Source organism: Paenibacillus sp. sgz302191 (assembly GCF_057749925.1).
In genome coordinates this window covers 133,270-158,011 of the sequence record NZ_JBYLHY010000003.1, presented here as the reverse complement: position 1 = coordinate 158,011, position 24,742 = coordinate 133,270, and the positions used below count along the sequence as shown (strand labels likewise).

The window sequence follows — 24,742 nt, the reverse complement described above, 5'->3', positions numbered from 1 at the left end:
AAAGTTTTAGCTTAGCGCTATAGTTTGAGTAAAATGAGGTTCCTTGCAGATTGTGCGGCTGCGGGGAATTTTTGTTTGTGAACATAAATTGGCCCGAGAAACGGTTTTGTAACCGTTCTGTTGATTGCATAAATGGACATTGTCGGATAAACTGACTGTTAGAGTCATTGGAGAACGGAGTGTATGGACATGTTGTATCGAGCGTTAGGCAAACCGATTTTGTTCCGGATGGACCCGGAAAGTGCGCATCACCTGATCATTAACGGTTTAAGCGGGGTAGGCGCTTTTCCCGGCGGCAAGCAGATGCTGAAGGCCGTATGGGGCGTCGGCTATGCGCCGCAGATGGCGCAAAATTTGTGGGGGATCGACTTTCCGAATCCCGTCGGGCTGGCTGCAGGTCTGGATAAAAATGCCAAGGCTGTAAAAGGATTTTCCCAGCTTGGCTTCGGCTTTATGGAAGTAGGCACAATTACGCCGAAGCCGCAGCCGGGCAACGAGCAGCCGCGTTTGTTCCGTCTGCCGGCGGATTACGCGCTGATCAACCGGATGGGCTTCAACAATGTCGGCGTGGAAGAAATGGCCCGCAACTTGCAGAAAGCGGGAAAAAGGGATATTCCGGTAGCGATTAATATCGGCAAAAACAAAACAACGCCCAACGAGCATGCCGAGGACGATTATCGGGCGTGCATCCGGGCGCTGTATCCTTACGGCGATTTTTTTGTGGTGAACATCAGCTCACCAAACACGCCGGATTTGCGTAATTTACAGCATGGGAACGATTTATGCAGGCTGCTGGATGCGGTTACCGATGAGATGCAGATGCAGCAGGAAAAGCACCGCCATCCGGGCAAACCTGTATTGGTCAAAATTGCTCCGGATCTTTCGGACGACGAACTGGAGCTTACAGTAAAAACGATCCGGGACAGCGGAGTATCCGGAATTATCGCGACGAATACGACGCTGAGCAGAGCGGGGACGAACCATCCGAAACGTTTGGAGTCCGGCGGCTTGAGCGGCAAGCCGTTAACCGAACGCTCGACCGAGGTGGTGCGCCGCGTATACCGGCTGACGGAGGGCCAGCTGCCGATCATCGGCTCCGGGGGAATTTTTTCCGCACAGGATGCATATGACAAAATACGGGCCGGAGCGAGCCTCGTGGAAGTGTACACCGCGATGATATATGAAGGTCCGGGCTTGTTGAGCCGTCTGAATACAGGGCTGCAGGCACTTCTTAAGAAGGACGGATTCACACATATTTCCCAGGCAATAGGCGCGGATCATAAGTGACTTCATCACGAATGGAGGGCAGTGTATGATGGATGGACGAGACTGGAAAAAATTTCTAATCCCCTACGAACAATCGGTGGAAGAGTTGAAAGTTAAATTCAAGACGCTCCGTGGCGAGCTCAAAAGCAGAGAAGAATATTCTCCCATCGAATTCGTGACCGGGCGCGTCAAAAAAATATCGAGCATTTTGGAGAAAGCCAAACGGCTGAATGTGTCCATGGATCAGCTGGAATCCGGGATTGAAGATATCGCAGGCATTCGGATTATGTGCCAATTCGTGGAGGACATCGAACGGTTGGCGGATTTGATTCGGGCCCGGCAGGATATGTCTGTCGTGTACGAGAAAGACTATATAACGAACAAAAAGCCAAGCGGCTACAGAAGCTTTCATATTATTATCGAATATCCGGTGCAAACGGCGTTGGGGATGAAGAGAGTGCTCGCCGAGGTGCAAATTCGCACATTGGCGATGAACTTTTGGGCGACTATCGAGCATTCGCTCAATTATAAATATAAAGAAACGCTGCCGGAGGATGTCAGAAACCGTCTGAGCAAAGCCGCCGAGGCGGCATACCTGCTGGATCGGGAAATGTCCCTGATTCGCGATGAAATCGTGGAAGCCCAGCTGATGTTCGAGGATAATTCCAACTTGGTCAACAAAGTGTTGAATCATATCCAGGAGCTTTACTTTTATCACCGGGTCCGCGAAGCCGCGCAATTCCAGCTGCGTTTCAACGAAATTTGGGAAAACGAGGACGTATGGCGTTTAAGCGATCTGTCGGCGGAACTTGAGGCAGCCATCGCAAGAGCCAAAAAAGGGGAGTATTCCTGATCCGATGAATCATTACGACCGTTTATATGTACAATATTTGTACTACTTTAACGAAGCCCGGGACTATTTCGAATGCCATGAGGTTATGGAGGAGCTTTGGCTAGAAGAAGGCCGAAATCCTCTTTATCAAGGTCTGCTGCAAATTGCGGTAGGCCTCTATCATCATGCGAACGGAAACGTAAGCGGTTCCATCAAGCTGTTCACCGCCGGGCTGGATAAGTTGGAAACTTACCCGGCTCACAGCCTGGGCATCGATCTGCAGCGGTTGAGAAGCGACAGCCATACGTATCTGGTCAAGCTGCTGCATATTCGGGAGGAGCCTTTCGAGCCTTATGATCTGGACATTCGCATCGTCGATGAGCGTCTTCAGGAGCTGCTGGAGGAACTGAAACGAAATCCGCCTATTCCGGGCGAGGAGGGATGATTTGATGATTGAGGTGCACCGGCTGAGCAAGCATTATCAGGTGCATGAGCGGGAGCCGGGTTTTGCGGCGTCCCTCAAAAGCTTATTTAACCGCAAATTCCGGACGGTCAAGGCGGTTGACGACGTATCGTTCCACATTCCGGAAGGAGAGATCGTAGCATTCCTGGGGCCGAACGGGGCGGGGAAAACGACGACGATGAAGGTGCTGGCAGGCTTGCTCCACCCTTCCGGCGGCGACGTGAAGGTGGGCGGCTTCGTTCCTTTTGAACACAAAAAGGAATTCAAAAAGCAGATCAGCCTGGTCATGGGGCAAAAGAGCCAGCTGATTTGGGACGTTCCGGCAGCGGAAACGTTTTTGGTCAACAAAGTGATCTACGAAATTCCCGAGCAGGAATATCGGGAAACGCTGGATGACCTGGTGCAGCTGCTTGAGCTCCAGGATGTGATCCGCAAGCCGGTGAGACAGCTGTCGCTCGGCGAGCGGATGAAATGTGAGCTGGCTGCGGCTCTGCTGCATCGCCCGCGCATCGTTTTTTTGGATGAGCCGACGATCGGGCTCGACGTCAATATGCAGGAAGTGATGCGCCGCTTCATCCAGGATTACAACAGCAAGTACAAAGCGACGATTTTGCTGACCAGCCACTACATGGCCGACGTGACTGCGCTTTGCGAACGCGTGCTCGTCATTGGCCGGGGCAGGCTGCTTTACGACGGAGCTATCGCCCGATTGATCGACAAATATGCGCCGAACAAGCGCATACAATTGCAGTTCGCCCGGCATGTTCAGCGGCCGGACATCGACGATGCCGCGCAGCGTTCGGGCGGCAGGCTCGTTACATACGATTTTCCGAAAGCCGAATTGGAGGTGCCCCGCGAGCAGGTGTCGGAGCTGTCCGCACATCTGTTGACGCACTTTGAGGTGCTTGACCTGACGATTGAGGACCCGTCGATGGAATCGGTCATTTCGCAAGCTTTCGAAGCGGGAGCGGAGCCGGAAGCGGAAGAAGACGGTGGGGCGCGATGAACGCTGTACGGCTGTTTTGGAGCAAATACAAAGTGCTGCTGAAGATGGAATGGGCGGTCATGTTCGCCTACCGGAGCGAAAGCGTCATCTGGATGGTCGGAGCGTTCGTTCAGCCGCTGGTCAGTCTAGCGGTTTGGCTCTCCATCAGCGGCAGCGGGTCTGTCGCCGGCTACGACGCCCACGATTATATCGTGTATTTTCTCGGCGTGCTGCTCGTTGACCGGTTGACCAGCACATGGGACGTATGGGAGCTGGATGCGAGTATACAGGACGGCTCCTTGTCTTCCAAACTCGTTCGGCCGTTTCATCCGATTCATTGGAGCATTGCGCAAAATCTCGTGTATAAGCTGTTTTTTGCCGTTTTCCTCATCCCCGCCTGGATTGTTTTGGCTTGGCTGTTTCCTGTGCTCAGGCCGGACGGCACTCCGGCAACTTACCTGCTCACGGCGCTGGCGATCCTGCTTTCCTCGGCGCTGCGCTTCCTGATCGGGTTTGAATTCGGGCTGCTCGCGTTCTGGACGAATCGGGCGACGGCGATTTACGCGCTGTTTGAGGGCATCCACTTGTTTCTGGCGGGACGGCTTGCCCCGCTTACCATGTTCCCGTCCTGGATCGAAGAAGCCGCTTCATGGCTGCCTTTTTACGGAACGGTCGGTTTTCCCGTCGAACTGTTGACAGGCAAGCTGGAAGCAGGCTCCGCCGCCGTATTCCAGCAATTTGCGATTCAACTTGCGTGGCTCGTTGTGCTCGCTGCCGTCTACCGCTGGGAATGGAAGCGCGGATTGCGGAAGTACGGAGCCGTAGGCGGATAGTCGGACGGTTACAAATAGGCGCATCGAAGGAGGTCAGAGGACAGCGATGAAATATGTGCGGCTGTTTCGCGAATTTTTACGGGCCTGCCTCGTCGAAGAGTTTGAGTACAGGGCCAATTTTGCCGCGAATTTGCTCGGTACCGTCTTTTGGCTCGGGATGGCCGTGCTGACGGTTCAGCTTTATTTTTACCGGACGCAGCAGGTCGGCGGCTGGGGATTTTACGAGGTGCTCGTGCTGCTGGGCATTTTCAACGCCATACACGGGTTTATCGAATTTTTTCTGCAGCCGAATATGTCCCGCCTTGTGAGCCATATCCGCAAAGGGACGCTGGACTTCGTCCTGACCAAGCCTGTGGACAGCCAATTTTATATCAGCTTCAGGCATTTGGTGTTTTGGCGTCTGGCCGATGTGGTGCTCGGCCTTGGCTTGGTCGCGTTTGCGCTGTGGCGGATGGGCGCCGTGCCTACAGCCGGGCAGACGGCCATTTTTGTGGTCGTGTTCGCTGCGTCGCTCGTCGTCGTCTATTCCCTTTGGATGGGCATGATGATATTTTCGTTCTGGGCGGTGAAAGTAGACAATTTGTCGTTCCTGTTCAGCTCGGTGTTCGAAACGGCGCGGTTTCCGGTTACGGTGTACAAAGGTTTGCTGCGGCTCGCGCTCACCTATATTTTTCCGATCGCCTTCATCACTACGTACCCTGCAGCGGCCATAATCGGCAAGCTGACATGGCTGCAAGCCGGCTTGAGCTTGGGGATAGCGGCTGTGTTCTTCGGGCTGGCCAGATGGTTCTGGATGTTTGCACTCAGGCGCTACACTAGCGCAAGCAGTTAGGTATGCATAAAAGCAACTCCACCCGCCAGACTCTAGGGTTCGGTGGGTGAACTGAGTAGAAGGCATGAACAAAATAGCCTCAATGTGCCTGACTATACGAAGAAAACCTGCAAAAATACATGAATTTGCGTCCTTTACCGCTGGCTGCGATGAATTCCTGCAAAAGTGCAGGCTTTTCACCGAACACATGGACTCAGATTCACTTTCGCCGAAAATTCCTGCACTTTTGCAGGTTTTTTGCCAAAATAAGCCGATTTTGCAGAAAAAACATGCACTTTCGCAGGCATTTTTTCTATCGAGCTGCTTTCTGCCCAGTTGCACAGTTCTACGACCTAAGCCGGGAGAGGCACAAGTTGGGAAAAAGCGGCTGTCCCCTAAATTATTCCGGTTCCTCTGACCTTAACAAAGCGTCGCGACTTTCTTTGGAGTGATCTAGAAAATAAAGGAACTATCATAGGAGTCCGGTGGGCGAACACAATGGAAGTGTGCGCGAAACGGCGGATGAAACAAACCCCCTGGCTTTTATTCCGGGAAACCGGAGCCAGGGGGTTGCTGCGTCAATCAGCTTTTGTATTTTTCGAAAAATGCTTTGAATTGTTCCGGCTTGTTCCCGACATTCGGATCGCCTTCGGGAATGCCGCCTTCCATACGCGCCACTTCTACGCCGTTTTTGTAATACACGAGTGTAGGAGTGGACTGGATGTTGTATTTTTGCCAGCCGTCTTTAAACTCTTCCAGATTAAATTGCTTGACATCGATGCCGAGCTCTTTTTCCATCGGCACAAGGACAGGCGTCGTCACTTTACAGTGCGGGCAGGTCGAGGCGAAATAGTACTGGAAAAACGTTTCCTTGTTTTTAAGTCTTTGATCCAGGTCTTTCGGCAAAATGATGTTTTGATAGTTCGGATCGTTCAGCTGTTTGACGGTTTCCGGATGCAGTTTGCTGACTGAAACTCCGTATGGATTGTACGGATAGTCTTTATCCGCCGATTTGTTGGATTGTTGGTTGACCCAGTAAAGACCTCCAAATAAAATAACGACGATACCGAGATAGATGAACAGCTTTTTCATTATGCACCTCTTTTAATAATTTACTTCCTAACATCTTCTATAAAAAGAATAGTAATTCCTCTTCAATTCAAGAAAATAATTGGCTGTTTCGTGACAAGTCGGCTATAATACCGATATATTACAGGACAATGATTGCGGAAAGGGATCGATACGAGCATGAGCAGCAAGCTTCCTGCCGGTTTTTTACACAAGATGAGCGATTTGCTGGGCAGGGATGAATTTGAGTCATTTCTGGATTCCTATGAACGGCCGAGAACGTACGGCCTCCGCGTGAATGCGGTCAAGATCGCGGCCCAAGATTTCGAGGGCAAGTCCCCTTTTGCGATTAGCCCTGTGCCCTGGGCGGCCGAAGGATTTTATTACGAAGAAGGCGCCCGGCCCGGCAAGCATCCTTATTATCATGCGGGGCTGTACTATATTCAGGAGCCGAGCGCGATGGCGCCGGTTGAACTGCTGGATGTCAAGCCCGGGGAGCGGGTGCTGGATCTGTGCGCGGCACCGGGCGGCAAGTCGACTCAAATCGCGGCCAAGCTGCAGGGCGAAGGGGTGCTGGTCGTCAATGACATCCATTCGGATCGGGTTAAAGCGCTAGTGAAAAATTTGGAGCTGTCCGGCGTCAGAGGCGCGGTTGTGCTGAACGAGAAGCCGGAGCGGATGATTTCCGTTTTTCGCGGCTATTTCGATAAAATTTTGATCGATGCCCCGTGTTCCGGCGAGGGGATGTTCCGCAAGGAAGAGGACATGACGGCGCAGTGGGAGCGACATTCCGTAACGGAATGCTCCCTCATGCAGCGGGAGCTGCTCGACCAGGCCGCGCAGATGCTCGCTCCCGGGGGTACGATGGTCTATTCGACGTGCACGTTCTCGCCGGAGGAGAACGAGGCGCAAATCGCCGCGTTTCTCGACCGGCGAGAGGATTTCGCTGTGGTCGACGCCGCAGCGTTCGACCGGGGGCGCCCGGACTGGCTGCGGGCGCCGTGGGCCGACCCGGGCGCGTTCTCGCCGCGCGCCCGCGAAGCCGTCGCCGCAACGGCGCGGCTGTGGCCCCATCGCCTGCAGGGCGAGGGCCACTTCGCCGCGGTGCTGCGGCGCGAAGGCGCATCCGCCGGGCCTGCGGCGGCGGATGCCGCGATCGGTGCCGGCGCAGAGCCGGCACCGGCTGCAAAGCGCAGCGGCCGTGAGGCGCTGCGCCAGGGCAAGGGCCGCGCAGAACCGCCGCGCGCGGCCGTGAGCCTGGAGCCGCTGCAGGCGTTCGCGCGCGAGCTGCTGCGCAGCGAGCCCTTCGCCGCCGGGCGGCTCGTCTGCTACGGCGAGCACGCGTACGCGCCGCCGGCGGGCCTGCCCGAGCTGCACGGACTGAAAGTCGTGCGGCCGGGCTGGTACATCGGCGCACTGCACCGCGGCCGGTTCGAACCGTCCCATGCGCTTGCCATGGGACTGCGCATGAGCGAAGCGAAGCGGGCGGTCAGCCTCGCTTCGGACGATGCGCGCGCCCTTCGGTACTTGAAGGGCGAGACGCTGGAGGTCGCGGAAGACGAGATCGTCCGCGACCCCGGGGACACTCCTGCAGCCAAGGGCTACTGCCTGGTTTGCATAGACGGCTTTCCCGTCGGCTGGGGCAAATGGCACGACGGAATGCTCAAAAACGAATACCCGCCCGGTTGGAGGTGGACTTAATCGCGTATGAAACAAACGCAAAGGCTCGATAAAATACTCGCCCATATGGGCATCGGCACGCGTTCCGAACTGAAACGCCTTGTCAAGAGCGGGGCGGTGTTCGTTAACGGCGCCAAGGTGAAAGACAGCGGCATGCAGATCCATCCGGACAAAGATGTCGTCACGGTAAACGGCGAGCCGGTCATGTATAAACAATTCGTATACGTTATGATGAACAAGCCGCCGGGCGTCGTCTCCGCCACGGAGGACAATCGCGACCGCACGGTGGTCGATCTGCTGGACGATGCGTACGCTTCCTTCGAGGTGTTCCCCGTCGGCCGGCTGGACAAAGATACGGAAGGGCTCTTGCTGCTGACCAACGACGGCAAGCTGGCCCATAACCTGCTGTCTCCGCGCAAGCATGTGCCCAAAACGTACTTTGCCAAAGTGGAGTGGGACGTGGGGCAGGCGGACATCGACGCATTCGCGCAAGGCGTTACCCTTGACGACGGCTACGAAACGCTTCCGGGAGTGCTGAACATTGTGGACGCCGGAAGCCGCCAGGACGGACGGCCATCGCAGATTGAGCTGACGATTATGGAAGGTAAGTTTCATCAAGTGAAACGAATGTTCCAGTCTGTGGGCAAAATGGTCGTGTATTTGAAACGTTTGTCTATGGGGCCGCTTCGGCTCGACGAGACTTTGAAGCCGGGCCAGTCCAGGGAGCTGACCGAAGAAGAACTGCTTGCTTTACGCTCCGCGCACGAGCAGGAAAGCGGTACGCGAGACACCTAGACATGCCGCGCGTCAAGCCGGCCGAATCGCCGCAGGCGGGAGTTTTCGAATTGTTTTTCTTGTAAAGCGGTCCCGGGCCATGATTTCGTATGGTACAATATGACGAAAATGAGGAGAACAGGAGAGCGGTTGTACAGTGAAATACAAATTAATCGCGTTGGACGTCGACGGCACTTTACTCAATGATCAGTATGTTTTGACCGAACAAACGAAGCAAACGATAAGGGAAATTCACGAAGCGGGCAGCGAGATTGTACTCTGCACAGGAAGGGCGCCTGCCAGCACGCTGCCGATTTTGCAGGAGCTCGGGCTGGAAGGAACGATGATTACGCACAACGGTGCTGCGACCGTTCATGCGGACGAGCGGGGCCAGACGCTGGTTCATGAATTCTCGTTTTCGCTTGATGCCATACATCCGATGCTCGATTACGCCCGAAGGGAAGGCATTCACTTTGACGTGTGTACGCCTTTTAACATGTACATCGAACGGATCGGCGAATACGAGAAGCAGATGTACAAAAAATTTCTGATCAACCCCAAACTCGTAACCGATGTGGCGGAGCTCGGTCTGCCGATCGTGAAATTTACGCTGTTCGGTCAGCCGGAAGTGCTCGACCGGGTGCAGCGGGAGTGGGATGAGCAGAAGCTGTACGGCGATCTGCGGATGATACGCAGCGGCGACCTGTTTATCGATGTGATGAGCGCCGAGGCGAACAAAGGCAACGCCCTGCGCGCGCTGGCCGAGTCGCTTGCCATCGATTCCGGCGAAATTATGGCGATCGGCAATTATTATAACGATTTGGAAATGATGGCGTACGCCGGACTTGGCATTGCGGTTGACAATTCGCCGGAAGACGTCAAAGCCGCCGCCGACGCGATTACAGCGTCCAATAACGAGGACGGCGTGCATGAAGCTATTTTAAAATATGCCTTATAGACGGTCGAACAGACGGTTGAACCCTCAATTTTTGAGGGTTTTTGTCGTATTTGGGGGTTCAAAAGGGGCCTTATCCTATTGCATCGGGCGCCGCCCGACCATTCATATTTTAGGCAAATGCGGGACATTCTACGAATGAATGAACAACGATTCGTAGAGGAGGCTGGGCGAACCCATGGCCGATATCTTGTTAAGACCCGATCTCAAAACGGCAGGCGGCGAAGTTTGCGATATTATGTGTAACAGGGAGTTTGTCGGCACGTTAACGCTGGTGTACAGGGAAGCGGACCGGTTGTCCGGCTCCATACAGCTTGAGCGGCATTCCTTGCCGGAAGCGGACAAGCAGGAGATTTACGCGTTTATGCAATCTCATATGCAGTATTTGATTGACGCTTTGGGGATCAAGCAATGCGAGGTGCTCGTCACATACAGCGATTTCGATTTCGTGATCGCTACCGACCGCGCGGCGCAGTCGGCCTACCCGGACCGGGAACCGGATGCGTCATCGTACGGTGACGACGAAGCGGACTATGAGTGGATCAGGGACGAATCGCGTTTTGACGATATCGATCCGGAAGGCGCCGATGAGGTCGGCATGACGGCGGACCGGAACGAGCTCCCGGAGTATGAGCTTGTGATTGTCGGCGAAAGAAGGAACCGGGTGGATTACCATATTTATGATCAGGAAGCGGAAATTGTCGCAGAGGCTTCCGTGCATATCTACGGTTCCGATGTCGTAGGGGCCGTCGAGTGGCAATTCGAGCCTTTTGAAGTGGAAATGGATTGCGCTGCCGAGTTGATCGTGAAAGATTTTGATGAAGATTTGACCGATACGTTCGTAATTCATATGAACTACAAGGGAGAACCCATCGATACGATCGAGCTGGCGCATGTCGATTTGCTGGATGAGGAAGAGGACGCAGACAGTGACTTTCTGCAGCCCGGGCGTGACGACTATCAGGTCGTACTCGTCAGAGACGACGGAGATACGCTTACTTACGAGATTTATCAGCCGTCCTATGGAAATCACCCCATCGGTACGGCGACTGTAGATATTAGCCAGCGTCAACTGACAGGCTTCGTCGATTTGCGCGAGCCCGGCAATTCCGACGACCGGGAGCTGATTGCGACTTTGCTGCTGGAAGAACTGGATAAGGAAAAAGACTACGAAACCGTCAATTTATCGATGCTGCACAAAAACAAGCTGATCGACGAGATTTTGTTTGAGTCCGATCAGGTGCATTAAAACGAACAAAGGCATGGAACCCCCGCAGCCGGGAGTTGCATGCCTTTTTGTGTGGACGAGTCCGGTATATTAAAACGTGTTGGATACGGTAATTTGCTCCAAAGGAAGTCTTGTGGACGGTCTGGCCGGATTCGCAGGCAAGCCTACGCTGATCAGCATGACCGGCACATAACGCTCAGGCACGTTGAATTCTTTGACGAAACGAACAGGATCGTAGCCGCCCATCGGGCAAGTTTCGTAGCCGAGCGCTTTGGCGGCGATCATCAGCTGCATGGCGGCGAGGGAAGCGTTGCGGATCGCTTCGTCGCGGGCAACCTGGGCGGATTGGTACGCGCCTTCGATTTGTCCGGCAAGCGTATCTTTCAGCTCTTTGGGCATATGGCCGGCAGCTACGAGCGGACCGAATACGGGCTCTACGTTTTTGTTCGCTTCCAGATCGCCGAGAACTGCGATGACAACGGAGCTTTCAACGATTTGCTTTTGGCCGTATGCGATCGGAAGCAGCTTTTCTTTGTAGGCTTGGTCTTCAATTACGATCAGTTTCCAGTGCTGCAAGTTCCATGAGGAAGGAGCCTGGGAAGTGGACAGCAGCAGCTGCTCCAGATGTTCTTTAGGCATTTTGTGCCCGGCTTGATATTCCTTAACCGAGTGGCGCTCTGCCAAAACTTTTAAAACTTCGGATTGTACGGATTGTTGACTCATTTGAGAATCCCTCCACAAATTTTTTTTTAGTTTGCTGTCTGCTTCGGTAAAGCATACAGTCGCGTTCGCATGGAAAAATTGGCATATTTCCATGCTTTTAACTGCAAGTATGAAAGTAACATTTTACTGTAATTCTAAATTTTATCTCCGCCGATGTCAATGGCTCTTTCGGACTGTCAAAAAATGTTGGATAATGGGAGCAAGGAAGGGGATGTCCCTGATGAAAATGACCCAGGAGGAACTGAGCCATCTTGTTTTTTTAACGGAAGTTGTGCTGACGGGCAAGAAAAAGAGCCTCATGCACGAGACTCTGCAATGTTTGCTTTATATAGTAAAATCGGTGGAAGAGGTTGATCTTCCCGATTCGGTAGTGGATCAGATCGGGCGGCTGACTGCCCTGATCGAATCCGACCTGCGCGATGAGAACGAGCGCATCCAGGAAATACGCGGCCATCTGGACTGGCCTCAACCCCGGCGCAACCCTTTGGGGTAATGGTTTTTAAGCTGGCCGCCGCTTTCTTTGCCCCAACCGAGCGGAAACCCGTCTGCGGTCATGAGCACCCAGCCGTTGACGTCCCGGCCGGTCGTTAGCGCTTCGCCGCGCAAGTAAGCTGCGGCTTCTTCGGAATCCGCAGACGCGGTATACGTCTTGGCTGTGGCGATAGCCGCGGCATCGAGCGCTAGGGCGAGCGCGTGGGACGGTTCGAAGCGGTTCTTTTTCAGCTCGCCCAAATGCAATCCCGGCCTGAGCACTTTGAGGCCGTCCAGATTGCGGCTGCCGAAATCCGAGCCGGCTGCAGAAGGCAGCATGTAGAGCTGGTCTCCGAACAGCAGCGGCTCGCCCTCTTCCAGCCGGAAGTCCGGCAGCGCATCCTTGCAAAAGCCGGCGAACTGCCGGATGGCTTCGGCGGCGTTTTTGTCCGGTCTGCCGCTGCTTTTTGGCCGCCGTCCCGTGTCCTGTGCTTCTTTGCGGCTGCCGCCGTCTTTGCGCAGCAGCGCGACAAAGTGGCCCTCGCCCTTGTGCTTGTGCGGCCATATCCGTTCCGTCCGGATCAGCTCCAGCATCGGGAATTCGCGCAGTAGCGCTTCGACGGTCTGCTCGTTTTCTACCTTATTGAAGGTACAGGTCGAATAGGCCAAGAGGCCTCCCGGTTTGAGCATCGCGACGGCATCGGGCAAAATGTCCATCTGCCTTGCCGCGCACATCGCGACATGATCGGGGGACCATTCGGCGATCGCGTCATGATCTTTGCGGAACATGCCCTCGCCCGAGCAAGGAGCGTCCAGCATAATTTTATCGAAAAAAGCCGGGAACCGCTGCGCCAGCCGATCCGGCGGGGCATTCGTTGCAACCGCGTTTGCGATGCCCATGCGCTCGATGTTTTCGGACAAAATTTTCGCCCTGGCCGGATGGATTTCATTGGCAATGAGCAGCCCTTTGCCGCGCATTTTGCCGGCGATTTGCGTCGATTTGCCCCCTGGCGCGGCGGCAAGATCGAGAACGGTATCGCCCGGCTCCGGCGCCAGCAGCTCAACGGCCGACATGGCCGACGGCTCCTGGATATAGTAAAGTCCGGCCGCATGCCACGGATGCCTTCCGGGACGGAACCGTTCGTCGTAGTAATAACCCGTGCCGCACCAGGGCACCGGCTCCAATTCAAACAAGCGGGCAACCCGTTCGGCCGCCGCGCTGTCCGGCGAAAGCTTCAACGGGTTCAAGCGCAATCCCTGGGTTCGCGGTTGTTCATACGTTTGTAAAAACAGTCCGGCTTCTTTGCCAAGCATGCGTTTCATCTGTTCTATATAAGCGGCAGGCAGTTGCACCACGGGTTCAAGCTCCTTTTTTACGATTGTCGGTTGAAGCGGATAAGATGAGCATTGCCCTATTATACCTTTTTGATCCGATTGTGAGAAGAACGTTTGCCGTGATATAATGGGGAGTACTTGTTTTTTCATACACGAGGTGAAAGCTATGAGCTATGAAATACCGAAGGACGTACAGGTATTGGGGCGCGACATCGAAGAGCATCAATTGAAATATCATCGCAAAACCGTACTGGTGTCCAAGGAATTTACGTTTGACAGCGCGCATCATTTGCATTGTTATGAGGGAAAATGTAAAAATCTGCACGGCCACACGTACAAGCTGCAAGTTATCATGAGCGGCAAAGTGGACAGCCGGGGAATCGCCATAGATTTTGGAGATATCAAGCGCATTGCCAAGGAACGCATTGTCGATCGCCTGGATCACCGGTATTTGAACGACGTGCTGCCGCCGATGAATACAACCGCCGAAAACATGGTCGTCTGGATGTACGAGCAAATCCATGGAGCGCTGCTTGAGGAGCTGCTGTATCCGGCCATCCGGCTGGAGGAGATCCGGCTGTGGGAAACTCCGACCAGCTACGCGGCGGTGACGCGCGGGATGATGGAGGAGGAAGACTGATGCGCGAGACGCGTATTCCGATGGTGGAAATTTTCGAGACGGTTGAAGGCGAAGGAACCCGCGCCGGGTTTCCGACGGTCTTCGTCCGTCTTTTTGGTTGCAATCTGCGCTGTACGTGGTGCGATACGAAGTACAGCTATCCGCCCGCGGAGGCCGAGTTCGTCATGACGATCGGTGAAATCGTCGACCGGGTACGGACGTACCGCTCGCGGCATATTTGCCTGACCGGCGGAGAGCCGCTGCTGTACGGCGAGAAGTCGCTCGCCCTGGTTGAAGCGCTCGCCGCGCTTGAGCAGGTCGACGACCTGCACATCGAGACGAACGGTGCGGTCGATCTTGGGATGTTCATCGAGCGGATCGAGTCGCCGAAGGTGCGGTACATCATGGACTTCAAGCTGCCGGATTCCGGGGAAATGGACCGGATGCTGGCCGGCAATCTCGGGCTGCTGCGCAAGCAGGACGAGCTGAAGTTCGTCATCGGCAGCGAGCTTGACTTCCGCACCGCGGTAGAGGTGCTGGACAAGCATCCGACGGCGGCGCTGCCCATGTTCAGCCCGGTGTGGGAGACGATGCCGCCGCGCAAGCTGGTCGAGCTGATGCTCGCAAGCGGGCTCGCGCACGTCAAGCTGAACATGCAGCTGCACAAAATCATTTGGGACCCTGCGATGCGCGGGGTTTAATTTAAATAAATAAACGGAGTGGATAGCATGAACGAGCCGGTAAAGAAAGCTGTGGTCATTTTAAGCGGAGGCCTGGACAGTACGACGTGCATGGGCATTGCCGAAGCGAAAGGGTACGAGATTTACCCGCTCACGTTCGATTACGGGCAAAGACACCGTATCGAGCTTGAAAATGCGAGGCAGGTTGCCGAACATTACGGCGTCAGCGAGAGGCACAAAATCATCAAGCTGGATTTTTTGAAAGATTTCGGGGGCAGCGCTTTGACGGACGATTCCATTGACGTTCCGCATGCGGCGGCCGGCGAATCGGCGCATTCCGCTCAGGAGCAGCCGGAAATTCCCGTCACTTATGTGCCGGGGCGCAACCTGCTCTTTTTATCGATTGCGACTTCGTATGCCGAAGTTACCGGCTCCGAGGCGATTTACATCGGCGTCAACGCGCTCGATTACAGCGGCTACCCGGACTGCCGTCCGGCGTTTATCGGCAAAGTCGAGGAAGTCATCGCCTTGGCGACCAAAGTCGGCGTCGAAGGCAAAGGAATAACGATTGAAACGCCGCTGATCGAGTGGACGAAAGCGCAAATTATTGAGGAAGGGCTGAGGCTCGGCGTACCGTACGAGCTGACGACTTCCTGCTACAACGGGAAGGCCGAAGCTTGCGGCGAATGCGACAGCTGCCGGCTGCGCTTGAAAGGGTTCGAGGAAGCGGGCTCGACAGACCCGATTGCCTATATGGGGGGATAACATGGCCAAAGTGCTGGTTGTGGACGACGATCTGGATATCCGCGAGCTGATCCGGGTTTATTTGGCCGGAGAGGGCCTTGATGTGATCGAGGCGGGCAATGGACAGGATGCGCTCGCCATCGTTGAAACGATGCAGATCGATCTGGTCGTTCTCGATGTGATGATGCCGCTTATGGACGGCTGGGAGCTGTGCCGCGAGCTGCGGGCCCAGTACAGCGATCTTCCGCTGCTCATGGTTACGGCGAAGGGCGAGTCCGCCGACAAAGTGAAGGGCTTCAAGCTCGGGACGGACGATTATGTCGTCAAGCCGTTCGATCCCGTGGAACTGGTGATGCGCGTGAGGGCGCTGTTGAAGCGGTACCGGATCGCCTCCTCCCAGACGGTGCAAATCGGGGACATTGTCATTGACCGCATGCAGTATGAGGTGCGCGTAAAGGATCAACGGGTCGTGCTGCCGCTTAAAGAATTCGAAATTCTTTACAAGCTGGCCAGCTATCCGGCGCAAATTTTTACACGCGCGCAGTTAATCGAGCAAATATGGGGAATCGACTATGAGGGCGACGAGCGGACGGTTGACGTGCACATCAAACGGATCCGGGAACGCTTCGAGAACGAAACGGACCAATTCCAGATCGTGACGATCCGCGGTTTGGGCTATCGGCTTGAGGTCAAGTCATGATCAAAACGCTTTATTTGCGCGTTGTGCTGACCTATTCCGCCGTCGTCATTGTCAGCGTGCTGCTTGCCTTTCCGGTGACCATGATATTTTTTACCAGCCAGATCTCCGTGCAGATTCAGGCCGGGCTGCTTACTGCAGGCAATCGGGTTATCGAAATGAGCGAAACGTTTCCATCCGTCCCTTTGGAAGATATATTGAAATCAAGCACCAAACTAAACGACGGATTTTCTTTAACATTGTTCAAAGACAGCGGAAATTTTCAAACTTACGGCATTCAAGACAAGAAGTACTTCCCCGTTATTCAGCCCGAAGAGGTGCAGCAGGTGCTGCAAGGCGAAGTTTACAAAAACAGCGTGCGGTACACCGACAATCTGAGCGATCTTGCCACGATCAAGGTCGGTATTCCTCTTGTCAAGGACGGAAGGACGTACGCTTTATTTGTCGCTCCCAAAATATCCGAGGAAGGCAAAGGGCAGACGAGGGCTGCGGTTTTGACCGGACTTGCGGTCGTCCTGATTATCGGAAGCATCCTTATTTTGTTCGCTTCCCGGTATATTGTCAATCCGATCAAAAAGCTGACCCTGGCGACGAATCGTCTTGCCCGGGGCAATTTCAACGTCAATGTAAAGATCAAGCGGAAGGACGAGATCGGACTGCTTGCGGAAGGCTTTAACCATATGGCCGGGGAATTAAAGCAGCTGGAGCAAATGAGACAGGATTTTGTCTCGAACGTATCCCACGAGATTCAGTCGCCGCTCACATCGATCCGCGGTTTTTCCAAGGCGCTCAGACAACCGGAAATTACGGAGGAGGACCGCCACCGTTATTTGGAAATTATCGAACGGGAAAGCGAGAGGCTGTCGAGGCTAAGCGAAAATTTGTTAAAGCTGGCTTCCCTCGAATCCGAGCATCATCCTTTCCATCCTGCAACCTTTGACCTCGATGAACAGCTGCGCAGAGTCGTCGTTTTTTACGAGCCTCAATGGTCTGAGAAGCATCTGGAAATGGAACTGGAGCTGCCCAGAGTTAAAATTACGGCGGATGCCGATCAGTTGAATCAGGTTTGGATCAATTTACTCGGCAATGCTATCAAATTTACCCCGCCGCACGGGAAAATACGTTTGAAGCTTGTGACCCGGATGGACCGGATACGGGTTCTGGTCAAGGACAGCGGCATCGGCATCCGCAAAGAAGATCAGGAGCGGATTTTCGACCGGTTTTACAAAGCTGATCAGGCCAGACAGCGCGATAAGGGAGGAAACGGGCTCGGGCTGGCTATCGTCAGAAAAATCGTCGAGATGCATCAGGGAACGATCGATTTGCGAAGCGAACCGGGGGAAGGCACGTTATTCGTGGTCACGCTGCCGATTGTAATGCACCATCCGAAAAATTAATCTGTGAAGCGAAGCCTTGGAGAAATATTTTCCAAGGTTTTTCTTTTAGTTCATATTGGGTTCATATTCACCGGGTATCTTGAGCATACGAACATTTGATTTTGATCCAAATGTGCAACACGATTGTTACGAGGGGAGTGCAGGAATGAATCGAATTACACAGTTTTCCATGAAAAACGTGTCGGCGCTGTTCATCATCATGATCATGCTTTTTGTGGGCGGGCTCTATACGTCTACGCAGTTGAAGGTCGAGAACATGCCGAACGTATCCTTTCCGTATGTTGTTGTAACAACAACCTATGCGGGAGCGCCCAAGGATGTTATGGATGAAGTTACGGATCCGATCGAGGAGAAATTGGCTAACATGGAAGATCTGGATACCATGAGCTCAACCTCGAGCGATAATTTCTCGACGATCATTTTGAAGTTCAAAGAAAATGTGGAGGCGAAACAAAAGAAGCAGGACGTTCAGGATTTGCTTGCCGAGGTGAAATTGCCGGCTGCCGCAGGAACGCCAAAAGCATCCACATTCGGCGCGGCATCCATCCCGACGAACTATTTAGTTGCCTACGCCGAAAACGGCATGAGCCAAACCGAGCTGGACGCTTTGTTCAAAGACAAAATCAAGCCGGGGCTTGAGGGCATCAATGGCATCGACCATATGGATATCGTCGGCGCGCGCGATACGTCGCTTGATATCGAACTGGACGCAAGCGCCATGGAAGTATACGGCTTGTCGCCATCGTCGCTGAGTGCCGCCATCAATGCCGCCGTCGCGAAAAGTCCGATTGGCAGCGTCGAGATCAGCGGCAACGACAAGATGGCCCGCGTAACGGGCAACATTACAAGCTTGTACGAGCTTGAACAGCTTGAAATTACGACGCCCAAGGGAGATATCGTCAAGCTCTCCCAGGTGGCCAAAGTCAAATCCGTCACGGAGTCCAAATTTATCGGGCGGTTGGACGGCAAACCGGCTATCGCGATGGTGATGTACAAATCGGGCAGCGCCAACGCCGTCGAATTCTCGGGAGGCATCGAGAAGATGATTCACGGCTGGAAATCGTCGATGCCGAACGTAACGTTCAAAAATACGTACGACAGCGCAGACCAGATCAAGGAATCCATCACGGGTCTGATTCGCGAAGGGGTCGTAGGCGCCGTTTTGGCCTCGTTGATGATTCTGATTTTCTTGCGCAACGTCCGGATGACGCTGATCGTGCTCGTATCGATTCCGTTGTCCATCCTCATTACTTTATTGCTGATGGGGCAGCTGGGATTGACGCTGAACACGATGACGCTCGGCGGTATTTTTATCGCGGTCGGCCGTGTCGTCGACGATTCCATCGTCGTTATCGAAAATATTTACGCCTCGCTGGAAAAAGCGCAGGAACGCAAAGAATCGGTTATCGCTCTGGCAACGAGCCAGGTGGCGATGGCGATTACGTCATCCACACTAGCGACGGTAGGGGTATTTGCGCCGTTGGCGTTGGTAACCGGCATCATCGGCGGATTTTTCAGACCGTTTGCCTTAACGATCGCGTGCGCGCTCATATCTTCCCTGATCGTCGCACTCACGGTTATTCCGATGCTGGCCAAATTGCTCGTGCTGCGAGGCAAGCCGGGTAAAGCGCATCACGACGAGTCGCAGCACGGCAAAATCACTTTGTTCTATGAAAAAGTGCTGCAGTGGAGCTTGAAAAACCGCATCAAGTCGTTGCTTATTGCAGGTTTGATTTTTGTCATTACAATTGTCGCTACGATGCCGTTCTTATCCGTTTCGTTCTTGCCAAGCTCTAAGCCGTCCAAAACGATGTACTTCCAATTGAAGATGCCTTATGAGACTTCCTACGATGCAACGGACGCCAAAACGAAAGAAATTGAAACTGAGCTGATGAACTCGAAAGATTCTAAAGGCCAGCCGGTATTTACGTATGTGGAGGGGCTCGTCGGGTATGCGGGCAATAACGATGAGCGTACGCCTTACGCTTCGCAAATATTTGTGAGCGTCAACGACAGCGTAGCGCCGGATAGAGTCAAGGATCAGGTCAAAAATTACATTCTTTCCGAGCTTCCGGCCGGTTCTGAAGTCGAGCCCAAATCGATGGAAGGCGACATGGGAGTCTCCTCAACCGACTTCGAATACACGTTGAAAGGGGAAGACCAGATTCAGCTGGAAAAAGCCGCCGGTCTGGTAAAAGCGAAGCTGAACACGTTCCCTGAGCTCAGCGAAGTCAAAGATAACCTGAGCGACGCGAAGACGGAAGTCGAAATCGCCGTCGACCAGAAAAAAGCGAGAGCTTACGGTCTGAACGCTGCGACAGTCCGGGATACCGCGCGCGCCTGGATCCAGAAACAGGCTCTTGGCGATATGAAGTTCGACAATATCGTATACACCACAACGGTGTCGCTGGATAAAACAGATAAAGACACCTTGGAAAAGCTGGGCAATATTCCGTTCACTACTTCCACGGGCTCCACGGTTCTGCTGAAGGAAGTCGCCAAAATCAATGTAATCAAAGGCGCCGCTTCGCTTGGCCGGGAAGGCCGCCAACAGCTTGTGAAAGTGACGGCCAAAATCAATTCCAGTAATAAAAACGGCGTCAGCCAGAAACTGTCGCAGGCGCTGGCCGAAGTGACGCTGCCTGATGGCGTATCGACGAAAGCCGGCGGGGTATCGGACGATATTAACAGCAGCTTCTCGCAATTGTTCGTCGCCATGGCGGCTGCCGTATTCGTCGTTTATTTGATCATGGTGCTCGCTTTCGGCAACGCCGGCGCGCCGTTCGCCATCCTGTTCTCACTTCCGCTCGCCGTCATCGGCGGCCTGCTCGGACTCGTCATAGCGAGAGAGCCGCTTACCGTAACTTCCATGATCGGGTTTTTGATGCTGATCGGGATCGTCGTTACGAATGCGATCGTGTTGGTGGACCGTGCTCAACAGCTGCGCGAAGAAGGCTATACAGTACGGCATGCGCTGATTGAAGCGGGAAAAGTTCGTCTGCGTCCGATCATTATGACAGCCGGCGCGACGATTATGGCGCTTATCCCTCTTGCTCTGGGCATTTCCGGAGAAGGCGGCCTGATCGGCAAAGGGCTTGGGGTCGTCGTTATCGGCGGTTTGACCACATCGACCATCTTGACTCTGGTTGTTGTGCCGATCGTCTACGAATTGATCGAAAGCTTTAAAAGCAGAGTTTCCCGTCTGTTCAAAAGAGGCGGCAAAAACAGCGAGAACGCATCGCCGGGCACAGTCGAGGTTTAATTAAGGGAGGCACATAGATGAAAAAGGTTAGCACGGAAAATAAAAAATACAAACGTAAAACTATAGGAGTGTTCGCTCTCTTGACTGCGGCTGCGCTTCTGGCCGCCGGCTGCTCGGCTCCGGGCGGGAGCGGTGCGGCAACCACGCAAATAACGCCGAGACCGGTAAAAACCGATGCGATCGCGAAGCATTCGATCAGCAGTCCTATTGAACAGGTGGCCGACTTAGCGGCCGGCACGACTTTGGACGTCATTCCCAAAGCGAACGGCGAGGTCACGGAAGTTTTGAAAAAGCGCGGCGAGTACGTGGAGAAGGGCGATGTTTTGTTCGTGATCGACAGCAAAGATGCGGTGTCGGCCAAACAGAAGAGCGAGCTCGCCCTGCGCAGCGCCCAGGAATCGCTGTCTCAAGCCCAAAAAGACAAAGTCAACAACCGCAAAGATTTGGCGGATAACGTGACAAAATCGCAGACTGCTTTGCAAAATGCCAAGCAGGATTACAACAAGATCCGCAATGACTTCGACGCGGGCCTCGTAACCCAGCATCAGGTCGATCAAACGAAGCAGGCGCTCGACACGGCGCAGATGAATCTCGAATCCGTTCAAAACAAGCTGTCGGCTTTCGATTCAAGCGATTCGATATCGTCGATACAAACGCAAGCCGAATCATCGGCCCTTGCCCTGGATGACGCAACGCGCTCGCTGGAGAACTACAGCGTAAAAGCGCCGGGCAGCGGCATTTTGACCGACTTTACGATCGTCGTCGGACAGAGCGTTTCCGCAGCGGCGGGAAAAGTCGGCCAGGTACAGCAGGTTGACCCGATTAAAATCAAAACGGAGCTGTCCGAATCGAATTATCAGCTTGTCAAAGGCAAGCAGGAGCTCGTATACTACAATCCGGACGCCCCCGATAAAAAGGGAACCGCCAAAATCAGCTATTTGGCGCCGATCATGAGCGCAACGACCAAAACGTATACGTTGGAGCTTGAGGTCCCGAACCCCGACCATCAGCTGCAGCCGGGCACGCGTTACATGGTCCAACTGACAACGGAAAAAGAAGAACAAGTCGTCTCCGTGCCTACTTTAAGCGTCGTCCGCGAGGAATCGGACACCTATGTGTACATTTTGCAGGACGGCCAGTATCAAAAACGCAAAGTGAAGCTTGGACGCATCAACGGGGAGTTTCAAGAGGTGCTTGAAGGTGTGAAGGACGGCGAACAGCTTGTCGTAACCGGGCAAAACACATTGAAGGACGGGCAAAAAGCGGAAGCGGCCCAGCCTTCGCCATCGGCGACTCCGGCAGCCAAATAAGAAACGCAAATCTCAGAACAAGGAGTGCACGAGCATGAAAAAACCATGGAAAACGGGTTTTACCGCGTTAGTCATCGGTACGATGATCATTCAAGGAGGGCTTCCGGTGTTCGCTGCGGACGCTGCGGCAGTTGTCGCAGCCGCTCCGTCGTCCAATTACGGGCTGACGAGTGACATTCGCGCGGCGATTAAAAATATCGCCGTCGAATCTACGGCGAACGGCCTGCAAATATCGGCAACCGTTAGAGTATACAACGGAGGCGAGACGCAAAACCGCCTGCCGGAGCATGAGCTTCGCGTGCGGACGGCGGAAGGCCTCGTCTATACGCTTCAGCCGAGCGTGAGCAACAAGGCGGCTCTGCAGCCGAAAGAAATCGGCGAACTGACCTACATGGCGGTCGTTGACAGTAAAGAATTGACTAAAATCGACTCGATCTCCTTCGTCAACGTGGACATCTATTCGTATCCGAAGCAGGAAACGACGCTGCTGACGATGCCGGCAAGCTCCGTATGGTACGGAACCGGCAACGCGGCGCTGCAAAAGCTCGATTTGCTCAATTGGGGACAGGCGTTCACGATTCCCGGGCTGAACTCGGGGCTTGTGTACACGCCGGTTGAAGCGACTGTGCAAAATACGCCGGTTGCAGCAGCTGCGCAAAACACGTCGTCTGCAGCGGCTGCACAAAATACGAGCGGCGGCCGGGCGGTCGTAGTTACACTGCTTGCCGAAAATCCGGGAAGCGGCCGGGAAACGGTTCCGACCTTCCGTCTGGATGCCCAAACCGCTCAAAAAACGTTCGAAGGCAAACGAACGGAGCAGGATGCCGTAACTTTGGACGGAGGCGAAAAGAAATACATTCACTTCGCCATTCCGATTGACAACGGTGCGACGGTTTCCGACCTCCTGCTGGTCACCACGGATTCGTTCATCGCCAAAGCGGGCGCGCAGGCAACGCCGATCAACACGGGCAAGCTTGGCTTCGCTTGGCCGGCTGCCGGACAAGGAAATGCGGCTGGCACGGCTTACACGATCGGCACTCCGATCGCTTTCGACCCTATGACGAAAGTGGTGGACAGCAAAACCGAAGTGTCGCTGATGGAGCTGCACCTTCACGAGAATCCGGGCGAAGGCTTCAAAACGGTCGTCGCCAAATTCAAGCTGACGAACAAAAGCGATGTGCCGGCAGACGTTCCGGCATTCCAAACGGAATTGTCCAACGGCAAAGGGGTCACTTACCGCGGCTCCAGGCAAGCGAAGGTAACGACTACAATGAATCCGGGCCTCAGCTACGTTGTCAGCTACTCTTACAATGTGCCGGAGTCGGAAACAGGCGACACGTTCTCCATGAAGCTGCTGGACGCGCAGGCGGCGGCGCATTACACGACAACGGTCGCTTCGCTGCAAACGAAGGCTCAAACCGAAGAAACCGGCAATACGTACTCTTTATATCCGTTTGATTTGAAGCTGAACAGCGCATTTGTCGCTTTCACTTATGCCCAGTCGCAATATTCCTATAAAATCAATCTGGATCTGGACATTACGCAAAAGGAAAATGTCGTCGTCGACAACAACTTCTCCAAGCTGAGATTTGAAATTGTCGATGGTGCGGGTCGCGTGCTCGGTTCCAAAGACGCTACCTTTACAGGCGCGAACAAGCTGATCAGCGGCACCCAGATCATCGATGCGAGCAACGTCACTTCCCAGCAGTTCGTCACTCCGGTATCGGTTAACATTTACGAGTTGATCGAAACCGAGAACGGCACAGCGAAACGCCTGCTCGCCAACGCAAAATAACATAAACAGGCTGTTCCCAAAGCAGATGAATGCTGAATTCTGCCGGAGGGGGCGGCCTGTTTTTTTGCGCGTCTATGTCGGCTTGCTAGCGGGATCGCCCGAAAAACCTGCGGCCGGCCGGGGGCATATCGCAGGCAGCGCGCAGTGCCGAACATCCTCAGAAGCCAGGCTGCTAGAAACCCACACGCCTGAGCCGGCGCACAATCTGCCTGGCTGCACGAAGAAAACTTGAAAAAACTCCTATAACGTTGTGGGCGTCACCCCCACAGTGTGAAATTAACCAGGTCTACTGCGTTATATTTTTGTATAAAGTGGGGGGTTTTTGCTCATTGGTGCGCTTGTTTCGAACATTTTATGGGAAAATACAGTTTTTTCGCTAGAATATAGTTTATGGCCTGTCTTGGTCGGACATTCCTGCTCAATCTACCTTGTAACGTGAAGAAAACCTGCAAAAGTGCAGGTTTTTGCTCATAGATGCGCTGGCTACGAAATATTCCTGCAATTGTGCAGGCTTTTCGCCGCGAGCATGGGTTCCGACTCATTTTTATCGAAAATTGCTGCACAATTGCAGGCTTTTCGCCAAAATGAGCCACTTTTGTGAAAAAAGCCTGCACTTTCGCAGGTTTTTGGGCTGCCGGGCCTTTGGGCTGCTAAAGAGCAGTGCCACCTAGCTATCCCACAAGGAACGATGCAGTACATCGTTTCGGCAGAGGTGCCTGCACATTTCGCGGTACGGAAAAATCCCCCGCGGTATTGCCGATTTTTAGCGGTGCAACGCTATACAGATGATGCCGCTAGGGTTCTCTTTGGCTGT

General features: G+C 53.9%; 22 protein-coding genes. 19 read left to right on the top strand and 3 right to left on the bottom strand.

The genetic code is table 11. The features are described 5' to 3' along the window. Positions 1 to 189: 189 nt before the first annotated feature. The 6 genes from AC3G2T_RS05560 to AC3G2T_RS05535 are packed head-to-tail and all read left to right on the top strand — an operon-like array spanning position 190 to position 5,211. Positions 190 to 1,287 carry a quinone-dependent dihydroorotate dehydrogenase gene (locus AC3G2T_RS05560; protein ID WP_488434967.1) on the top strand — a complete coding sequence of 366 codons (1,098 nt, stop codon included), beginning with the start codon at positions 190 to 192 and terminating at the stop codon, positions 1,285 to 1,287. A 28-nt stretch (positions 1,288 to 1,315) separates the two neighbouring features. Continuing rightward, positions 1,316 to 2,119, top strand: coding sequence for a GTP diphosphokinase (gene yjbM, locus AC3G2T_RS05555; RefSeq protein ID WP_488434966.1), 804 nt, complete (start codon positions 1,316 to 1,318; stop codon positions 2,117 to 2,119). Between the two features lie 4 nt (positions 2,120 to 2,123). Further along, entirely contained in the window at positions 2,124 to 2,543 is a 420-nt protein-coding gene (locus AC3G2T_RS05550) for a DUF309 domain-containing protein (protein ID WP_488434818.1), read from the top strand. A gap of 4 nt (positions 2,544 to 2,547) precedes the next feature. After that, positions 2,548 to 3,567 (top strand): ABC transporter ATP-binding protein, encoded by a 1,020-nt coding sequence (locus AC3G2T_RS05545; protein ID WP_474679413.1) that lies wholly within the window; start codon positions 2,548 to 2,550, stop codon positions 3,565 to 3,567. Beyond that, positions 3,564 to 4,379 carry an ABC transporter permease gene (locus AC3G2T_RS05540; RefSeq protein WP_474679412.1) on the top strand — a complete coding sequence of 272 codons (816 nt, stop codon included), beginning with the start codon at positions 3,564 to 3,566 and terminating at the stop codon, positions 4,377 to 4,379. The genes AC3G2T_RS05545 and AC3G2T_RS05540 overlap by 4 nt, the downstream gene beginning before the upstream one ends. A gap of 46 nt (positions 4,380 to 4,425) precedes the next feature. Further along, the gene (locus tag AC3G2T_RS05535; RefSeq protein ID WP_474679411.1) at positions 4,426 to 5,211 is read left to right on the top strand and encodes an ABC transporter permease; all 786 of its coding nucleotides are present in this window, start codon (positions 4,426 to 4,428) and stop codon (positions 5,209 to 5,211) included. Positions 5,212 to 5,772: 561 nt separating this feature from the next. Here AC3G2T_RS05535 and AC3G2T_RS05530 read toward each other — a convergent pair. Further along, entirely contained in the window at positions 5,773 to 6,282 is a 510-nt protein-coding gene (locus AC3G2T_RS05530) for a thioredoxin family protein (protein WP_474679409.1), read from the bottom strand. A gap of 156 nt (positions 6,283 to 6,438) precedes the next feature. Between AC3G2T_RS05530 and AC3G2T_RS05525 the strand changes: the two genes are divergently transcribed. The 4 genes from AC3G2T_RS05525 (at position 6,439) to AC3G2T_RS05510 (ending at position 10,916) form a co-directional block, all read left to right on the top strand. After that, entirely contained in the window at positions 6,439 to 7,959 is a 1,521-nt protein-coding gene (locus tag AC3G2T_RS05525; RefSeq protein ID WP_488434817.1) for an RsmF rRNA methyltransferase first C-terminal domain-containing protein, read from the top strand. A 6-nt stretch (positions 7,960 to 7,965) separates the two neighbouring features. After that, positions 7,966 to 8,733, top strand: coding sequence for a pseudouridine synthase (locus AC3G2T_RS05520; protein WP_488434816.1), 768 nt, complete (start codon positions 7,966 to 7,968; stop codon positions 8,731 to 8,733). Positions 8,734 to 8,869: 136 nt separating this feature from the next. Beyond that, on the top strand, positions 8,870 to 9,670 hold the full coding sequence (locus tag AC3G2T_RS05515; RefSeq protein ID WP_474679406.1) for a Cof-type HAD-IIB family hydrolase: 801 nt from the start codon (positions 8,870 to 8,872) through the stop codon (positions 9,668 to 9,670). Positions 9,671 to 9,845: 175 nt separating this feature from the next. Further along, complete coding sequence (locus AC3G2T_RS05510) at positions 9,846 to 10,916, top strand: hypothetical protein (RefSeq protein ID WP_488434815.1); 1,071 nt, start codon at positions 9,846 to 9,848, stop codon at positions 10,914 to 10,916. A gap of 69 nt (positions 10,917 to 10,985) precedes the next feature. On the opposite strand, the gene AC3G2T_RS05505 is transcribed toward AC3G2T_RS05510, so the two are convergent. After that, positions 10,986 to 11,618, bottom strand: a complete 633-nt coding sequence (locus AC3G2T_RS05505; protein WP_488434814.1) for a nitroreductase family protein — start codon at positions 11,616 to 11,618, stop codon at positions 10,986 to 10,988. A 220-nt stretch (positions 11,619 to 11,838) separates the two neighbouring features. Here AC3G2T_RS05505 and AC3G2T_RS05500 point away from each other — a divergent pair, with 220 nt between their 5' ends. Beyond that, positions 11,839 to 12,111, top strand: a complete 273-nt coding sequence (locus AC3G2T_RS05500) for a hypothetical protein (protein ID WP_474679403.1) — start codon at positions 11,839 to 11,841, stop codon at positions 12,109 to 12,111. On the opposite strand, the gene AC3G2T_RS05495 is transcribed toward AC3G2T_RS05500, so the two are convergent. Continuing rightward, a complete protein-coding gene (locus AC3G2T_RS05495; RefSeq protein WP_488434813.1) occupies positions 12,084 to 13,445 on the bottom strand; it encodes an RsmB/NOP family class I SAM-dependent RNA methyltransferase in 1,362 nt (453 codons plus the stop codon). The two genes, AC3G2T_RS05500 and AC3G2T_RS05495, sit on opposite strands and share 28 nt — an antisense overlap. Positions 13,446 to 13,590: 145 nt before the next feature. Here AC3G2T_RS05495 and queD point away from each other — a divergent pair, with 145 nt between their 5' ends. The 8 genes from queD to AC3G2T_RS05455 all read left to right on the top strand — a co-directional run bounded on the left by queD (position 13,591) and on the right by AC3G2T_RS05455 (position 23,928). After that, positions 13,591 to 14,064: a 6-carboxytetrahydropterin synthase QueD gene (gene queD / locus AC3G2T_RS05490; RefSeq protein ID WP_474679401.1), complete on the top strand. Its 474-nt coding sequence runs from the start codon at positions 13,591 to 13,593 to the stop codon at positions 14,062 to 14,064. After that, positions 14,064 to 14,744 carry a 7-carboxy-7-deazaguanine synthase QueE gene (locus tag AC3G2T_RS05485; RefSeq protein WP_488434812.1) on the top strand — a complete coding sequence of 227 codons (681 nt, stop codon included), beginning with the start codon at positions 14,064 to 14,066 and terminating at the stop codon, positions 14,742 to 14,744. The genes queD and AC3G2T_RS05485 overlap by 1 nt, the downstream gene beginning before the upstream one ends. Before the next feature lie 27 nt (positions 14,745 to 14,771). Next, positions 14,772 to 15,488: a 7-cyano-7-deazaguanine synthase QueC gene (gene queC / locus AC3G2T_RS05480; RefSeq protein ID WP_488434811.1), complete on the top strand. Its 717-nt coding sequence runs from the start codon at positions 14,772 to 14,774 to the stop codon at positions 15,486 to 15,488. A 1-nt stretch (position 15,489) separates the two neighbouring features. Then, positions 15,490 to 16,167: a response regulator transcription factor gene (locus AC3G2T_RS05475; protein ID WP_474679398.1), complete on the top strand. Its 678-nt coding sequence runs from the start codon at positions 15,490 to 15,492 to the stop codon at positions 16,165 to 16,167. Continuing rightward, complete coding sequence (locus AC3G2T_RS05470) at positions 16,164 to 17,561, top strand: sensor histidine kinase (protein ID WP_474679397.1); 1,398 nt, start codon at positions 16,164 to 16,166, stop codon at positions 17,559 to 17,561. Before AC3G2T_RS05475 ends, AC3G2T_RS05470 begins: the two co-directional genes overlap by 4 nt. A 145-nt stretch (positions 17,562 to 17,706) precedes the next feature. After that, entirely contained in the window at positions 17,707 to 20,823 is a 3,117-nt protein-coding gene (locus AC3G2T_RS05465; protein ID WP_488434810.1) for an efflux RND transporter permease subunit, read from the top strand. Between the two features lie 17 nt (positions 20,824 to 20,840). Then, positions 20,841 to 22,133 (top strand): efflux RND transporter periplasmic adaptor subunit, encoded by a 1,293-nt coding sequence (locus tag AC3G2T_RS05460; RefSeq protein ID WP_488434809.1) that lies wholly within the window; start codon positions 20,841 to 20,843, stop codon positions 22,131 to 22,133. Positions 22,134 to 22,167: 34 nt separating this feature from the next. Beyond that, a complete protein-coding gene (locus AC3G2T_RS05455; RefSeq protein WP_488434808.1) occupies positions 22,168 to 23,928 on the top strand; it encodes a hypothetical protein in 1,761 nt (586 codons plus the stop codon). Positions 23,929 to 24,742 lie beyond the last annotated feature (814 nt).

What these genes read in the sequence shown, in the direction of transcription:
- AC3G2T_RS05560 (WP_488434967.1), top strand. Translation starts at nt 190, where the DNA reads ATGTTGTATCGAGCGTTAGGCAAACCGATTTTGTTCCGGATGGACCCG.
- yjbM (WP_488434966.1), top strand. Translation starts at nt 1,316, where the DNA reads ATGGATGGACGAGACTGGAAAAAATTTCTAATCCCCTACGAACAATCG.
- AC3G2T_RS05550 (WP_488434818.1), top strand. Translation starts at nt 2,124, where the DNA reads ATGAATCATTACGACCGTTTATATGTACAATATTTGTACTACTTTAAC.
- AC3G2T_RS05545 (WP_474679413.1), top strand. Translation starts at nt 2,548, where the DNA reads ATGATTGAGGTGCACCGGCTGAGCAAGCATTATCAGGTGCATGAGCGG.
- AC3G2T_RS05540 (WP_474679412.1), top strand. Translation starts at nt 3,564, where the DNA reads ATGAACGCTGTACGGCTGTTTTGGAGCAAATACAAAGTGCTGCTGAAG.
- AC3G2T_RS05535 (WP_474679411.1), top strand. Translation starts at nt 4,426, where the DNA reads ATGAAATATGTGCGGCTGTTTCGCGAATTTTTACGGGCCTGCCTCGTC.
- AC3G2T_RS05530 (WP_474679409.1), bottom strand. Translation starts at nt 6,282, where the DNA reads ATGAAAAAGCTGTTCATCTATCTCGGTATCGTCGTTATTTTATTTGGA.
- AC3G2T_RS05525 (WP_488434817.1), top strand. Translation starts at nt 6,439, where the DNA reads ATGAGCAGCAAGCTTCCTGCCGGTTTTTTACACAAGATGAGCGATTTG.
- AC3G2T_RS05520 (WP_488434816.1), top strand. Translation starts at nt 7,966, where the DNA reads ATGAAACAAACGCAAAGGCTCGATAAAATACTCGCCCATATGGGCATC.
- AC3G2T_RS05510 (WP_488434815.1), top strand. Translation starts at nt 9,846, where the DNA reads ATGGCCGATATCTTGTTAAGACCCGATCTCAAAACGGCAGGCGGCGAA.
- AC3G2T_RS05505 (WP_488434814.1), bottom strand. Translation starts at nt 11,618, where the DNA reads ATGAGTCAACAATCCGTACAATCCGAAGTTTTAAAAGTTTTGGCAGAG.
- AC3G2T_RS05500 (WP_474679403.1), top strand. Translation starts at nt 11,839, where the DNA reads ATGAAAATGACCCAGGAGGAACTGAGCCATCTTGTTTTTTTAACGGAA.
- queD (WP_474679401.1), top strand. Translation starts at nt 13,591, where the DNA reads ATGAGCTATGAAATACCGAAGGACGTACAGGTATTGGGGCGCGACATC.
- AC3G2T_RS05485 (WP_488434812.1), top strand. Translation starts at nt 14,064, where the DNA reads ATGCGCGAGACGCGTATTCCGATGGTGGAAATTTTCGAGACGGTTGAA.
- queC (WP_488434811.1), top strand. Translation starts at nt 14,772, where the DNA reads ATGAACGAGCCGGTAAAGAAAGCTGTGGTCATTTTAAGCGGAGGCCTG.
- AC3G2T_RS05475 (WP_474679398.1), top strand. Translation starts at nt 15,490, where the DNA reads ATGGCCAAAGTGCTGGTTGTGGACGACGATCTGGATATCCGCGAGCTG.
- AC3G2T_RS05470 (WP_474679397.1), top strand. Translation starts at nt 16,164, where the DNA reads ATGATCAAAACGCTTTATTTGCGCGTTGTGCTGACCTATTCCGCCGTC.
- AC3G2T_RS05465 (WP_488434810.1), top strand. Translation starts at nt 17,707, where the DNA reads ATGAATCGAATTACACAGTTTTCCATGAAAAACGTGTCGGCGCTGTTC.
- AC3G2T_RS05460 (WP_488434809.1), top strand. Translation starts at nt 20,841, where the DNA reads ATGAAAAAGGTTAGCACGGAAAATAAAAAATACAAACGTAAAACTATA.
- AC3G2T_RS05455 (WP_488434808.1), top strand. Translation starts at nt 22,168, where the DNA reads ATGAAAAAACCATGGAAAACGGGTTTTACCGCGTTAGTCATCGGTACG.